Raw genomic sequence first — 14553 nt, 5'->3', positions numbered from 1 at the left:
AGCATCGCAACCGCTTCGCCTCAGCCCATCCGGCCTCAGCCCCCGCATCGCGTCGCTGCATCAGCAGCAGAGAAACGAGATTATGAAGATTTCTCGTCGCAGCGTCAAGAAGTTTTTGAAAACTTTTTCCACCACAGTGATTCGAGAAGATCCTACTCACCCGCCCCACTTTCGCGCAACGGCATCCGCAGCGCGAAAAATAAGATTTTAGCGACTCATCACCTTCAACGCAAGTCCGTTTTCAACGATGCTTGAAGATAGGCTTGCGCTTCTCGACAAACGCCGCCATCCCTTCCTTCTGGTCCTCGGTGGCAAACAGCGAGTGGAACAGCCGGCGCTCGAAATGCACACCCTCGGTAAGCAAGGTCTCGTACGATTGATTGATCGATTCCTTAATCATCATCACCGAAGGCAGCGAATATTCAGCAATCGCAGCCGCCGTGCTAAGCGCTTCGTCTAACAGCTTGCCTACCGCGACTACGCGAGATACCAGTCCCGCGCGCTCCGCTTCGTGTACATCCATGAACCGCCCGGTCAAGCACAGGTCCATCGCTTTGGCCTTAGAGATCGCACGCGGCAAGCGCTGCGTGCCACCGGCGCCCGGCATGACCCCGAGCTTGACCTCCGGCAGACCAAACCGCGCGGTGTCGGCCGCGATGATAATGTCGCACATCATCGCCAGTTCGCATCCGCCGCCCAGCGCCAAGCCCGCCACTGCGGCGATCACCGGTTTGCGCACCGCACGCACCGCCTCCCAGTTGCGCGTAATGTAGTTCCCTTTGTAAACATCCATATAGGTGTACTTCGCCATCATTCCGATGTCCGCGCCGGCGGCAAATGCCTTTTCACTGCCCGTCACCACGATCGCGCCGATCTGCTCGTCGTCGTCGAACGCCTTGAGCGCCGCGCCCAACTCGTCCATCAGCGCGTCGTTCAGTGCATTGAGCACCTTCGGGCGGTGCAGCGTGATCAGCCCGACCCGTCCGCTTGTGTCGACCAGGATGTTTTCGAATGTCATGAATGCTCCATTGGCAAGGGGACCCGCGAAAAAACGCCGCGCAATCCGAAAAGAATGCTACCATTTTCCAACCAACCGGTCGGTTTATTTATCCGTCTCCGCCTCAATTTTCCGACGACTCGCCATGACACATCCGCTGTTTGTGAAGCATGAATCGACGTTGACACAGGCACTTCAGGCACAGGAAACGCGCGGCTACTGGAGTCCGTTCCCCGAGATGCCCAGCCCCAAGGTGTACGGGGAAACGGCGAACGCGGACGGTGAGCAATCGTTCAAAGCGCTTTTGAACCAAACGTTCGATTTGGATCAGCCCCGCAATGGACTGGTCGGCCAGGAGCACTCGCCGTTCGGCTTCGCTTTGGGCGTGCGCTATCCGAAAGCCGATCCGGACTCGCTATTCGCCGCCGTGGCGCGCGCGCAGCAACCATGGCAGCGTGCGGGCCGCGACACGTGGGTGGGCGTGAGCCTGGAGATTCTGCAGCGGCTGAACCGGGCGAGCTTCGAGATTGCCTACAGCGTGATGCATACAACCGGACAGGCATTCATGATGGCGTTCCAGGCCGGCGGGCCGCATGCGCAGGACCGCGCGCTCGAGGCCATCGCATGCGCATGGGACCAGTTGCGGCGCATCCCGGCCCAAGCTTACTGGGAAAAACCCCAAGGCAAGAATCCGCCGCTGGCAATGGAAAAGCATTTTACGATCGTGCCGCGCGGCATCGGCCTGGTGCTGGGCTGTTGTACTTTTCCGACATGGAACAGTTATCCGGGACTATTCGCCGATCTTGCGACTGGCAACGCGGTGGTCGTCAAGCCCCATCCTGGCGCGATCCTGCCGCTGGCGATCACCGTACGTATCGCGCGCGACGTGCTGCGCGAGGCGGGCTTCGATCCGAACGTCGTTACGCTGTTGGCAACGGATCCGGATGACGGCACGCTCGTGCAGCAGCTCGCCACGCGCCCCGATGTCCGACTGATCGATTTCACGGGCAGCACGCACAACGGCAATTGGCTCGAGCGCAACGCGACCCAGGCCCACGTGTACACCGAGAAGGCGGGCGTGAATCAGATTGTCATCGACTCGGTCGATGACATCAAGGCAGCCGCACGCAATATCGCATTCTCGCTGGCGCTGTACTCGGGCCAGATGTGTACCGCGCCACAAAACATCTATGTGCCGCGCAACGGCATCCGCACCGCCGACGGTACGCTTAGCTTCGACGAAGTCGCTCAAGCAATCGCCGAGGCCGTCCGGAAACTGACGTCGGACCCAGCCAAGGCGGTCGAATTAATCGGAGCCCTCCAAAACGACGCCGTAGTGCAGCGCATCGAACGGGCGCGCTCGCTCGGTACCGTGCTACTGGACAGCCAACCGCTCGTGCATCCCGCGTTCGAGCATGCACGAGTGCATACGCCGCTGCTGGTCAAGCTGGATGCGGCCACCGACCAGAACCGGTTTACGCAGGAATGGTTCGGCCCGATCGCATTCGTCATCGCGACGGATTCCACCGCGCAATCGCTGGCGCTGGCCGGCTCGATTGCCGCACAGCACGGCGCGCTGACGCTATCCGTATACAGTGGTGACGAGGCAGTGCAGCAAGCCGCGCACGAAGCGGCGATCGAAGGCGGCGTCGCGCTGTCGCTGAACTTAACCGGCGGCGTGTTCGTGAACCAGTCCGCGGCGTTCTCGGACTTCCACGGCACCGGTGCAAACCCAGCGGCCAATGCAACGCTGACCGACGCTGCGTTCGTGGCGAACCGTTTCCGCGTCGTGCAAAGCCGCGCGCACGTGGCACCGCGCGGCTAACCGGCGCCACCCCGGCATTGCTCCACACCGACGAGAACGACGCTACCGGACAAGCACAGGCGACTGGCACCATGACTGAAGCTTTTATCTGTGATGCAATCCGCACGCCGTTCGGCCGCTATGGCGGCGCGCTAAAAGACGTTCGCGCAGACGACCTTGGCGCGATCCCGATCAAGGCGCTGCTCGAACGTTACCCGTCAATGGACTGGGCGGCGGTGGACGACGTGATCTTCGGCTGCGCGAATCAGGCCGGCGAAGATAACCGCAACGTCGCTCGGATGGTCGGGCTGCTCGCCGGCCTGCCCATTGACGTGCCGGGCGCCACGGTGAACCGACTATGCGGCTCGGGCATGGATGCGATCGGCACCGCGGCGCGAGCGATCCGCGCAGGTGACGCGTCGCTGATGCTGGCCGGCGGTGTCGAGAGCATGACGCGCGCGCCGTTCGTGATGGGCAAGGCCAACACCGCGTTCTCACGCCAGGCCGAAGTCTTCGATACGACGCTTGGCTGGCGTTTCGTGAACCGGCTGATGAAACAGCAGTACGGCATCGATTCGATGCCGCAGACCGCCGAAAACGTCGCGGCCGCCTATAACGTGAGCCGTGCCGATCAGGATGCATTTGCGTTACGCAGCCAGCAAAAGGCCGCCCGTGCGCAGCGTGACGGCGTACTGGCTGCCGAGATCGTGCCGGTCACCGTGCCGTCCCGCAACGGCGATGCGATCGTGGTGCAGCACGACGAGCATCCGCGCGAAACGTCAATGGACGCACTGGCCAAGCTCGGCGGTGTGGTACGCCCAGATGGCACTGTCACCGCCGGCAATGCGTCCGGCATCAACGATGGCGCCTGTGCGCTGCTAATCGCCAGCGAAGCAGCCGCACGCGCGCACGGGCTCACGCCGAAGGCGCGCGTGCTTGGCATGGCAACGGCGGGAGTCGAGCCACGCGTGATGGGCATCGGACCGGCGCCCGCGACGCGCAAGCTGCTGCGGCAATTGAACATGACGCTCGATCAGTTCGACGTCATCGAGTTAAACGAAGCATTCGCTGCACAAGGCCTGGCCGTGCTGCGGCTGCTGGGCATCGCCGACGCCGACCCGCGCGTGAATCCAAACGGCGGAGCGATCGCGCTCGGCCACCCGCTCGGCGCATCCGGCGCGCGGCTGGTAACGGCCGCCATGTACCAGTTGCACCGCAACGGCGGCCGCTATGCATTGTGTACGATGTGCATTGGAGTCGGACAGGGTATTGCATTGGCCATCGAGCGCGTCTGAAGTCGGCCTCGCGCATTCATTTCGCCTAGGCAGGAGGAAACTCCCATGACTTACACGTCAATTCTGCTCGACATCGACGCAGCCGCTCACGTCGCAACCATTACGCTGAACCGCCCGGACAAGCTCAACAGCTTCACCCGCGCGATGCACGCCGAGCTACGCGCGGCGCTGGATGAAGTGCAGCGCTCGGGTGCCCGGGCGCTGGTCCTGACAGGCGCTGGCAAGGCATTTTGCGCGGGTCAGGACCTCGAGGACCTCGACTTCACGCCCGGCCATGAAACCGACCTGGGCGAGCTAATCGATCAAAACTTCAATGCACTCGTGCGGCGGCTGCAGCAGCTGCCGCTGCCGGTGACCGCAGCGGTCAACGGCACCGCAGCCGGCGCCGGCGCGAACTTGGCGTTGGCATGCGACATCACACTTGCCGCGCGTTCGAGCCGTTTCATCCAGGCTTTCGTGAAGATCGGGCTGGTACCGGACACTGGCGGCACGTGGACGCTGCCACGACGAGTCGGTATCGCTCGCGCGCTGGGACTGTCGCTCACTGGCGAGAAGCTTAGCGCGGAAAAGGCTGAAGCGTGGGGCCTGATCTGGCGCGTCGTTGATGATGCGGCCCTTCTGCCACAAGCGCGAGAGCTCGCCGCGAAACTCGCGCAGCAGCCCACCGCCGCGATCGTCGCGACCCGACAGGCCATCCGCAGCGGCGCAACGCTGGATTTGGATGTACAGCTGGACCTTGAACGCGACCTGCAGCGCAAGCTTGGCGTGTCGCACGACTATGCGGAAGGCGTGCGCGCGTTCATCGAGAAACGTCAACCCCGTTTTGACGGACACTGATATGGACCACTCTCCTCTCACCGACGCCGAACCCGGCGTGGTGCAAGCCGAGCTGCTCGCGCGCGACTGTGCCGCGGCGATGTACGAGAACGATGCGTGCACCCGCTGGCTCGGCATTCAGATAGTTGAAATTCGGCCCGGCTACGCGCGCGCGACGATGCAGGTGCGCGCCGAATTTCTAAATGGCCACGATATCTGCCACGGCGGGTTGATCTTCACGCTTGCCGATTCGGCATTCGCATTTGCGTGCAACACTTATAACGTGAATACGGTGGCAGCCGGATGCACGATCGAATACCTGCGGCCGGTGCACCGCGGCGACGCGCTAACCGCGGAAGCCGTGGAGCAGGTGCGATCTGGGCGCACCGGCCTCTACGATATCCGTGTGACCAATCGCGCCGGCGAGCCGGTCGCGATGTTTCGCGGCAAGTCGGCACACATCAAAGGGAACGTCATTCGATCGAACGATTGACGCCCGCTACAAGCTACGGGACAGACACAGCAATAAGGAGATTTTAATGAACACTGCCCTGCCGCCGGAGCCGATTGAAAAAGCCAGCCGCGACGAACTACAGGCCCTGCAGCTGGAAAGGCTGAAAAAAACGCTAGCGCACGCGTATACACATTCACTAGTGTATAAGCGCAAATTTAATGAAGCGGGCGTGCATCCGGACGACTTGAAAACGCTGTCGGACTTATCCCGCTTCCCGTTCACGACGAAGCAAGACTTTCGCGATAGCTATCCGTTCGGCATGTTCGCCGTGCCAATGGACCAGGTCTCGCGCATCCACGGTTCGTCCGGCACCACCGGAAAGCCGACCGTGGTCGGCTACACGGCTAACGATATCGACATGTGGGCCAACCTCATGGCGCGCTCCATCCGCGCAGCAGGGGCGCGGCGCGGCGACAAGGTTCATGTCAGCTACGGCTACGGGCTCTTTACTGGTGGGCTGGGCGCGCACTACGGGGCAGAACGCGCGGGCCTGACCGTGATCCCGTTCGGTGGCGGGCAGACCGAGAAGCAAGTTCAGCTGATCCAGGATTTTCGCCCCGACATCATCATGGTCACGCCGAGCTACATGCTATCGATCGCCGATGAATTCGAGCGACGGGGCCTGGATCCGGCCGAATCGTCGTTGCGCATCGGCATTTTCGGCGCGGAGCCGTGGACCAACGACATGCGCGCGGCGATTGAGAAACGCATGAGCATCGACGCGGTCGACATCTATGGGCTGTCAGAGATCATCGGCCCCGGCGTCGCCTCCGAATACGCGGAAACCAAGGACGGCCCGACGATCTGGGAAGACCACTTCTATCCGGAAATCATCGATCCGGACACTGGTGAGGTGCTGCCCGAAGGCGTATTCGGCGAACTGGTGTTCACCTCGCTAACCAAAGAGGCTTTGCCAATCATCCGCTATCGTACCCGTGATCTAAGCCGGCTGCTGCCCGGCACCGCACGCGCGATGCGGCGCATGGAGAAGATCACTGGCCGCTGCGATGACATGATGATCATCCGGGGCGTGAACGTGTTCCCGTCACAAATCGAGGAGCTGTTGCTCAAGTACGCCACCGTGCTTGCCCCTCACTACCAGATCGTGCTGACCAAGGAAGGTCCGCTCGACGTGATGACGATCCATGTCGAGCCCTGCCCGGGATCGGCGCTGGACGAACGCGCAATCGAAGCGGCACGCGCAAGCCTAGCGCACGATGTCAAGGCGCTGGTCGGCGTCACGGCGCAAATCGCCGCCTTGCCAGTGAACAGCATCGAGCGCTCAGTGGGTAAGGCGCGCCGCGTCGTGGACAAACGTCGTGCGTCAGCCTGAGGCCTGAGCCGATGGCGGCCACGCGCAACACGGCCGCTCAACTGTTGAACAGCAGCGGCCACATCCGGCCGCCCAACTGTTGAGCAGCAGCAGCCACATCCAGCCACTCAACTATTGGGCAGCAGCAGCCACATCCGGCCGCCCTGCTTCATCCGGCCCGCCAGGTCGCCCGCGTCATCACCTAGTCCCCAAAAGTAGTCGGCCCGCACGCCGCCTTTGATCGCGCTGCCCACGTCCTGCGCGAACACCAGCCGGTTCATCGGCTGATTCGACAATGGCCGGGTGGTCTGCAGGAATACCGGCGTGCCGAGCGGGATCGACGTCGGGTCAACCGCGATCGAGCGTTCGGGCGTGAGCGGCACCCCCAACGCACCGACCGGCCCGTCGGCTCCGCCGCTGGGCACGCCTTCGCTGGATGGCACTTCCTTGAAGAACACGAAGCGCGGATTCACATCCAGCAGAGCATCGACGCGCAACCGGTTCGCCCGGGCCCATGCCTTAATTCCCTGCATCGTCGCCTGCGCCGGTGAAAGCTCGCCACGATCGATCAGCCAACGGCCGATCGAACGATACGGCTGGTTGTTGGTGCCACTGTAACCGACCCGCATCACCGTGCCATCGTCGAGCAATACCCGGCCGGAGCCTTGCACCTGCAGAAAAAACGCCTCGATCGGATCGTCCACGTAGACAAGCTCGTTGCCGGCCAGCATGCCGGAGCGTATCAGCTGTGCACGCGGCGGCAACACCGCGTCCGGGCGGGCTGCCCTCGGCCAGCGATACAATGGGTACAGGTACGGCGCACGCCGGTACCGAGACCCATGCAACAACGGCTCGTAGTAGCCGGTGACGAGACCGTCGAGCGTGCCGTCGCTATTAGCCAGCACAAACGGCGTGAAGTACGTCTCAAAAAACGTACGCGCGGCGGCCACGTCAAGATCATCCAGTTGCTGCGCAGCAACGCACGCACGCCGCCAATTCGCTAGCGTGTTCATGCGTGCACAGTTCTGCCGCAGCGCGCCGGTAGTTCCGATCAGGCTGTCCTCCTGCCAACCGGGCACCTGCTGCCAGCTGACCGGCGTGAGCCGCGCACTAACCAGCGCCTGCTGGCTTGGCGTGGCAACGACCGGCGGCACGTGCATCACCGGCCGCACCGCACCGCTGCCACCGCATGACGCAAGCATCGCCGCCGCGACGATCGTCGCGATCAGTGTCGCGGCGCGGCCCCAGCGCCGCACACCGGCTGCATGCCGGTCCCTTGCGGCCGCCCGCCTCGGCCCGCTGCCATGCGCGCCACCGTTACCATACACGCAACCGTTAAAATGTTCGCTCGTTTCCCAAACCGTCATGTCTGCGTTCTTCACCGCTTGCCCGTGGCTACTACCCACGGTTGAAATACTGCTGCCGATTGGATTGCTCGCGTACATCGTATGGTACGTGCGCCGCCCGCCGCGCAAGCGCGATTGACGCCCTGCGGCGCTGCGCCGGCCAGCCGCCACGGTGGTCCACGCCGGAGCGGTCGCGCCGCCGCGCCGCCATCGTGCGCGCTCAATGCAGCATGCGCGGCATGCACAGCGCAAATTCCGCTATCGGCGCCTCGAAGCGCGTACCGTCCTCGGCCACGCAAAAATACTCGCCGCGCATCGTGCCGACCGGCGTCGCAATGACCGCCCAACTCGTATATTCGAATTGCTCGCCCGGCCGCAGCAATGGCTGATGTCCGACGACCCCGAGTCCTTTGACCTCTTGCACCTTCGCCTCGCTGTCGGTAATGATCCAATGGCGCGCAATCAACTGCGAGGCAACCTGGCCGGTATTGCGTATCGTCAACGTGTAGGCAAACGCATATTGCTGGTGCTCCGGGTCGGACTGGTCCGGCAGATAGGCCGCCCGCGCCGAGACGCTCAATTCATACTGACTCATCCTGGATTCCGATAAAGGTCGCGCAATACGGGCGCACGCTCACCCATGGCGCGGGCATGCAGATCCCTGCGCATCGCATTTTCGTTGATGCGCTTGCGGGTCGCAACCTGCAATGCGATATGGCTGATACGACGGGCTGACCCGACGTGGCTGGTCTGACGTGGCTAACCCGACGGGGTCGCCGTGACGTCGCTAGCGTGACGCGATCCACTGACATGTCAATGCAGGCATCAGGGCGCCGCTCCCAGGCTAGGCTGGCGTCGCGCCGGCACGCTAGAATAACGCTTTGTTTGCCGCTCAGCGCCCGCCAACGCATTCCAAGATGACTTTTCGCATCGCCCCAAGCATTCTTTCCGCTGACTTCGCCCGCCTCGGCGAAGAAGTGCGCAACGTGGTCGCCGCCGGCGCCGACTGGATCCACTTTGACGTGATGGACAACCATTACGTACCCAACCTGACGATCGGCCCGATGGTTTGTGAAGCGATCCGCCCGCACGTCAACGTGCCGATCGACGTGCATCTGATGGTCCGTCCGGTGGACCGCCTCGTGCCGGACTTCGCAAGGGCGGGCGCGAACGTGATCAGCTTCCATCCAGAGGCGTCCGACCATATCGATCGCACTCTATCACTGATCCGGGACCACGGTTGCAAGGCGGGATTGGTATTCAATCCCGCCACGTCTTTGAACTACCTGGACCACGTGATGGACCGCGTCGACCTGGTGCTGATTATGTCGGTGAATCCCGGTTTCGGTGGACAGTCGTTCATTCCCGAGGCACTGAATAAGCTGCGCGAGGCGCGGCGGCGCATCGACGCGTATGCGGCACAGACGGGCCGCGAGATCCACCTGGAGGTGGACGGCGGCGTGAAGGCCGACAACATCGCGCAAATCGCGGCCGCCGGCGCCGATACGTTTGTCGCGGGTTCGGCAATCTTCGGGCAGCCCGACTACCGACAGGTGATCAACCAGATGCGCGCTGCACTCAGGCGGTGAGCGCGCGATGACTGACACCAGCCTGACACCGGTTGCCGATGACAATCGTCGCGGTGCGCCCCCCATCGGACCGGTCGAGGCCGCGATCGTCGATTTGGATGGCACGATGGTCGATACCGCCGGCGATTTCACGGCGGCGCTCAACACGGTGCTCGGCGAGCTCGACTTGCCGCCGATCGACCAAGCCGAAGTCGTCGCCTACGTCGGCAAGGGCTCCGAGCACCTCGTGTGCAGCGTGCTGTCGGCACGCCTGCCGCCAACCGAGGTCGAGCAGCGGTTCGATGTGGCACTGGCCAGGTACCAGCGGGCATACGCGGTGGTCAATGGTCGCCACACGCGGCTCTACCCGGACGTGATCCGCGGGCTGGACGCATTCAGGGCTGCGCGGATCAAGCTTGCATGCGTGACCAACAAACCGCTTCGATTCGCGCTCGAGTTGCTCGAGCAGTATAACCTGCGGCCGTATTTCGAAGTGGTGTTCGGCGGCGACAGCCTGCCGCGGAAAAAGCCGGACCCGTTGCCAATGCTAGCCGCGTGCGACGCGCTCGGCGTGCCGCCCGTGCGGGCGGTCGCGATCGGCGACTCGGAAAACGACGCGCGCGCGGCGCGCGCCGCCGGGCTCGCGACGTTGACCGTACCATACGGTTACAACCACGGCCAACCTGTACAATCGATCGACTCGGATGGTATAGTGGGTTCGCTGCTGGAGGCGGCCAGCCGGGTGACGGCGCCACACGCCGCGCAATAGCATCCGTCCCAGGGTATCCGCAACATCGTCATGTTTCTAAACAGAAAACGCAGTCTTGGCAGTATCGACCGGGGAGCCTGGCCCTGGCGCCGCTGGCACGCCTGAGCGCGATTGCGCGTCGAAACCCGTTGCTTGCCGGGTTTCGGGTTTCGATTTCCCCGTTTTTTGTTTTCGTTGTCGCCCCCGGCATCGCGGCCGTGTCCGCGCTACGCACCATGTAGCGCCGCCGCGTCCCGGTACGTTGGCTTCGGCACCTATGCTGCGGCCGGGCCGCGACATTGGTTCAGTGCATACCGCGCCGTGCACCGAGCACCAATAGGACAATAGGACTTGCCAACATGACCGAGCTTGAATTCCAGTCCCTTGCCAACAAAGGTTACAACCGCATTGCGCTGATTGCTGAGGTGCTCGCCGACCTTGATACGCCGCTGTCGCTGTATCTGAAACTCGCTCACCCCGAACGAGGAGGCGCGAATTCGTTTCTGCTCGAGTCGGTGGTCGGCGGCGAACGCTTCGGCCGCTATTCATTCATCGGCCTACCCTCGCGCACCTTGCTGCGTACGCGGCAAGCTGACGGCACCGGCATCACCGAAGTGGTGTGCGACGGCCAGGTCATCGAAACGCACGAAGGCGATCCGTTTGCATTCATTGCGCAGTTCCAGGCGCGTTTCAAAGTCGCGCTCCGACCCGGCATGCCCCGTTTCTGCGGCGGCCTGGCGGGTTACTTCGGCTACGACGCGGTGCGCTTCATCGAGAAGAAGCTCGCGCATTCGACGCCCAAGGACGATCTGGGCCTGCCGGACATCCAGCTGCTGCTGACCGAAGAAGTGGCAGTGATCGACAACCTGGCCGGCAAGCTCTACCTGATCGTCTACGCCGATCCGGGTGCACCGGAGGCGTACACGCGCGCCAAGCAGCGGCTGCGCGAATTGCGCAACCGGTTGCGCAGCCCGGCCCAGCCTCCGGTCACGTCGCCGACGGTGCGCACTGACATCTATCGCGAGTTCGCCAAGGACGACTATCTGGCCGCGGTGCGCAAAGCCAAGGAATACATTGCCGCCGGCGAACTGATGCAGGTGCAAGTCGGGCAGCGGATTTCGAAACCGTTTCGCGACCATCCCCTGTCGCTGTATCGCGTGCTGCGCTCGCTGAACCCGTCGCCGTATATGTATTTCTACAACTTCGGTGACTTCCACGTGGTCGGCGCATCACCTGAGATCTTGGTGCGGCAGGAAGAGCGCGGCGGCGAGCAGATCGTGACGATCCGCCCGCTAGCCGGCACGCGCGCGCGCGGCAGTACGCCGGAGCGCGACGCGCAGTTGGCGACGGAGTTGCTGAACGACCCGAAGGAGATCGCCGAGCATGTGATGCTGATTGATCTCGCGCGCAATGACGTCGGCCGCATCGCGCAAACGGGCTCCGTGGTCGTCACTGACAAGATGGTGATCGAAAAATACTCGCACGTGCAGCATATCGTCAGCTCAGTCGAGGGCAAACTCAAGCCCGGCATGACGCCCTTCGATGTGCTGCGCGCCACATTCCCAGCCGGCACGCTTTCCGGCGCCCCGAAGGTCCGCGCGCTGGAATTGATCGATGAACTTGAGCCGGTCAAGCGCGGCCTGTACGGCGGCGCGGTCGGCTATCTGTCATTTTCCGGCGAAATGGATCTGGCGATCACGATCCGCACCGGCGTGATCCACGACGGCAACTTGTACACGCAGGCCGCCGCCGGCATCGTCGCTGATTCGGTGCCTGAAGCGGAATGGCAGGAAACTGAGAACAAAGCGCGTGCCGTATTGCGCGCCGCCGAGCACGTGCAGGATGGCCTGGACGCGCAGTTCTGACAGGCCTGCCCCCATTGAGCGACGCGTGCCCGCCGCCAACCAGATTGAACGCGTGAACGCGTTGTCGGCAGCCGCACTGTGTCATTTGGGTCGACAGGCCCGCGCGCGAAACGCTACAATGAACCCGACCGACCCGGCCAACGCGCCGGGCCGCTATTTCAGCCAGGCGTAACCCATGCTTCGAACCACGTTGACCCGTGCAGCCCAGTGGTGGCGCTTCCGCTAGGAAGCGGCACGTCGTGGTTCGCCCACCGCACCTTGCCGCCGTATCCGGTGGCAGGTTGACAACCCTGATAGTGCTACGGTACGGCGGCTCCAAGCTCAAGGAGATTGCCGATGCCGTTGACAGATCCAGTCGTCGCCAACACGCCCGAACCGCTCGATGCGGGCCCCGTCGTCCCTGCTGTGGCACGCGCAACCGGTTGCGCGTGCAACGTCCGCGCGCTGCGCGCCCGCGTTCATGTTCGCTCTCGCTTGTGTCGGATGCCTGTGGCGACCCCGCCTATGGCGGCCCCATGCCGGACCGCATTGAGCAGGTCCGTGGGCCAGCAGCTTCATCGCGTCGATTTTTCGTTCAATATCAGTCCATTGGGTGCCGTATGCTGCTGATGATCGATAACTATGACTCGTTCACCTACAACCTCGTCCAGTACTTTGGCGAGTTGGGCGAGCAAGTGCAGACCTACCGCAATGACGAGATCAGCTGTGACGAGATCGCCGCGCTGAGCCCGCAGCGTATCTGCCTGTCGCCTGGACCCAGCAATCCGCAACACGCCGGCGTGACACTCTCGGTCATCCAACGCTTCGCCGGCCGCATCCCGATGCTTGGCGTATGCCTGGGACACCAGGCGATCGGCGAGGCGTTCGGCGGCCGCATCGTGCGAGCCAAGACGATCATGCATGGCAAGGTCAGCGAAATCGAGACCGATCGGCGGGGGATCTTCGCCGATCTACCGCACCGCTTTCAGGTCACGCGGTACCATTCGCTAGCCATCGAGCGCGACACGCTGCCCGACTGTCTGGAGGTCTGCGCATGGACCGACGATGGCGAAATCATGGGCGTGCGCCACAAGACGCTGCCGATCGAGGGTGTGCAGTTCCATCCGGAATCGATCCTGTCCGAGCATGGCCATGCCCTGCTTGAGAATTTCATCGCTCAAAGCCGCACTGCGGCGCTTACCCGATGAACGCGCGCCCTACCGACGCGATGCCCCTGTCTCCCCCGCTCACTGGCCTAACCCGCACGGAGAACCGGATGCCCATCACCCCTCAGGAAGCGCTGCAGCGTACCATCGAGCACCGCGAGATCTTCCATGACGAGATGCTGCACCTGATGCGGATGATCATGCGCGGAGAAATGTCGCCGGTCATGGTGGCCGCCATCATCACCGGGCTGCGCGTGAAGAAGGAAACGATCGGAGAGATCACTGCAGCGGCAACCGTCATGCGCGAGTTCGCTCACCACGTACAGGTAGCCGACAACCGGCACTTTGTCGATATCGTGGGCACCGGCGGCGACGGCTCGCATACGTTCAATATCTCCACGGCAACGATGTTCGTGACCGCCGCAGCCGGCGCAAAGGTCGCCAAGCATGGCAATCGCAGCGTGTCATCCAAGTCCGGCAGCGCCGATGTGCTTGAAGCGCTCGGCGTCAACATCAACCTAACGCCGGAACAGGTGGCGCAGTCTATCGAGGCGACCGGCATAGGGTTCATGTTCGCGCCGAACCACCATCCGGCGATGAAGAACGTCGCGCCGATCCGTCGCGAAATGGGGGTACGCACGATCTTCAATATACTGGGACCGTTGACCAATCCGGCGGGGGCACCGAACCAACTGCAAGGCGTGTTCCACGAGGATCTGGTTGGCATCCAGGTCCGGGTGATGCAACAGCTTGGCGCAAACCACGTGCTGGTCGTCTACGGGCAAGACGGGATGGACGAAGTATCGCTCGGCGCGGCAACACGGGTCGGCGAGTTGCGCGATGGCCAGGTGCACGAATACGAGATCCATCCGGAAGACTTTGGTCTGCAAATGGTGTCGAATCGCTCCCTGAAGGTCGCCAACGCGGACGAATCGAAAACAATGCTGCTCAGCGCACTGGACAATACGCCGGGCATTGCCCGCGAGATCGTCGCGCTCAATGCCGGTACCGCGCTGTATGCGGCCAACGTCGTCGCTTCGATCGGCGACGGGATCCGGCAAGCGCGTGAGGCAATCGCCAGCGGAGCCGCCCGTGCGAAGGTCGATGAACTTGTCCGTTTTACGCAGCAGTTGAGTCATTGAG

14 protein-coding genes are annotated in these 14553 nt (G+C 63.0%); 11 read left to right on the top strand and 3 right to left on the bottom strand.

Translation table 11 applies throughout. From position 1 onward, the window contains the following. Window positions 1-255, top strand: a 255-nt coding sequence (locus tag KQH55_RS04310; protein ID WP_235090271.1) for a hypothetical protein, incomplete at its 5' end; no start/stop codon positions are given. Here the strand turns inward: KQH55_RS04310 and KQH55_RS04305 are convergent. Continuing rightward, window positions 242-1018, bottom strand: coding sequence for an enoyl-CoA hydratase (locus KQH55_RS04305; protein WP_076785522.1), 777 nt, complete (start codon window positions 1016-1018; stop codon window positions 242-244). The genes KQH55_RS04310 and KQH55_RS04305 overlap by 14 nt on opposite strands. A gap of 124 nt (window positions 1019-1142) precedes the next feature. On the opposite strand from KQH55_RS04305, the gene paaN reads away from it, so the two are divergent. The 5 genes from paaN (at window position 1143) to paaK (ending at window position 6759) form a co-directional block, all read left to right on the top strand. Further along, a complete protein-coding gene (paaN, locus tag KQH55_RS04300) occupies window positions 1143-2822 on the top strand; it encodes a phenylacetic acid degradation protein PaaN (RefSeq protein ID WP_235090270.1) in 1680 nt (559 codons plus the stop codon). 71 nt (window positions 2823-2893) lie between these two features. Further along, a complete protein-coding gene (gene pcaF, locus KQH55_RS04295) occupies window positions 2894-4096 on the top strand; it encodes a 3-oxoadipyl-CoA thiolase (RefSeq protein ID WP_076785524.1) in 1203 nt (400 codons plus the stop codon). A 45-nt stretch (window positions 4097-4141) separates the two neighbouring features. Then, the gene (paaG, locus tag KQH55_RS04290; protein WP_235090269.1) at window positions 4142-4933 is read left to right on the top strand and encodes a 2-(1,2-epoxy-1,2-dihydrophenyl)acetyl-CoA isomerase PaaG; all 792 of its coding nucleotides are present in this window, start codon (window positions 4142-4144) and stop codon (window positions 4931-4933) included. A gap of 1 nt (window position 4934) precedes the next feature. Then, window positions 4935-5405, top strand: a complete 471-nt coding sequence (gene paaI / locus KQH55_RS04285) for a hydroxyphenylacetyl-CoA thioesterase PaaI (protein ID WP_076785526.1) — start codon at window positions 4935-4937, stop codon at window positions 5403-5405. 46 nt (window positions 5406-5451) lie between these two features. Next, window positions 5452-6759 carry a phenylacetate--CoA ligase PaaK gene (paaK, locus tag KQH55_RS04280; RefSeq protein WP_235090268.1) on the top strand — a complete coding sequence of 436 codons (1308 nt, stop codon included), beginning with the start codon at window positions 5452-5454 and terminating at the stop codon, window positions 6757-6759. A gap of 107 nt (window positions 6760-6866) precedes the next feature. Here the strand turns inward: paaK and KQH55_RS04275 are convergent, their stop codons facing one another. After that, complete coding sequence (locus tag KQH55_RS04275; protein ID WP_235090274.1) at window positions 6867-7940, bottom strand: murein transglycosylase A; 1074 nt, start codon at window positions 7938-7940, stop codon at window positions 6867-6869. Between the two features lie 364 nt (window positions 7941-8304). Then, window positions 8305-8679 carry a Co2+/Mg2+ efflux protein ApaG gene (gene apaG, locus KQH55_RS04270; RefSeq protein WP_076785528.1) on the bottom strand — a complete coding sequence of 125 codons (375 nt, stop codon included), beginning with the start codon at window positions 8677-8679 and terminating at the stop codon, window positions 8305-8307. Window positions 8680-9001: 322 nt separating this feature from the next. On the opposite strand from apaG, the gene rpe reads away from it, so the two are divergent. The 5 genes from rpe (at window position 9002) to trpD (ending at window position 14552) form a co-directional block, all read left to right on the top strand. After that, entirely contained in the window at window positions 9002-9673 is a 672-nt protein-coding gene (gene rpe / locus KQH55_RS04265; RefSeq protein ID WP_076785529.1) for a ribulose-phosphate 3-epimerase, read from the top strand. Between the two features lie 7 nt (window positions 9674-9680). After that, a complete protein-coding gene (gph, locus tag KQH55_RS04260; protein WP_235090267.1) occupies window positions 9681-10421 on the top strand; it encodes a phosphoglycolate phosphatase in 741 nt (246 codons plus the stop codon). A gap of 338 nt (window positions 10422-10759) precedes the next feature. Then, window positions 10760-12265: an anthranilate synthase component I gene (gene trpE / locus KQH55_RS04255; protein WP_076796895.1), complete on the top strand. Its 1506-nt coding sequence runs from the start codon at window positions 10760-10762 to the stop codon at window positions 12263-12265. Between the two features lie 599 nt (window positions 12266-12864). Next, window positions 12865-13452 (top strand): aminodeoxychorismate/anthranilate synthase component II, encoded by a 588-nt coding sequence (locus tag KQH55_RS04250; RefSeq protein WP_076785532.1) that lies wholly within the window; start codon window positions 12865-12867, stop codon window positions 13450-13452. Between the two features lie 68 nt (window positions 13453-13520). Continuing rightward, window positions 13521-14552, top strand: a complete 1032-nt coding sequence (gene trpD / locus KQH55_RS04245; RefSeq protein WP_235090266.1) for an anthranilate phosphoribosyltransferase — start codon at window positions 13521-13523, stop codon at window positions 14550-14552. Window position 14553: the final 1 nt, after the last annotated feature.

Source organism: Mycetohabitans sp. B3 (assembly GCF_021498065.1).
GTDB lineage: Bacteria > Pseudomonadota > Gammaproteobacteria > Burkholderiales > Burkholderiaceae > Mycetohabitans.
The sequence above is the reverse complement of the archived record's forward strand: the minus strand, read 5'-3'. Positions and strand labels throughout refer to the sequence as shown.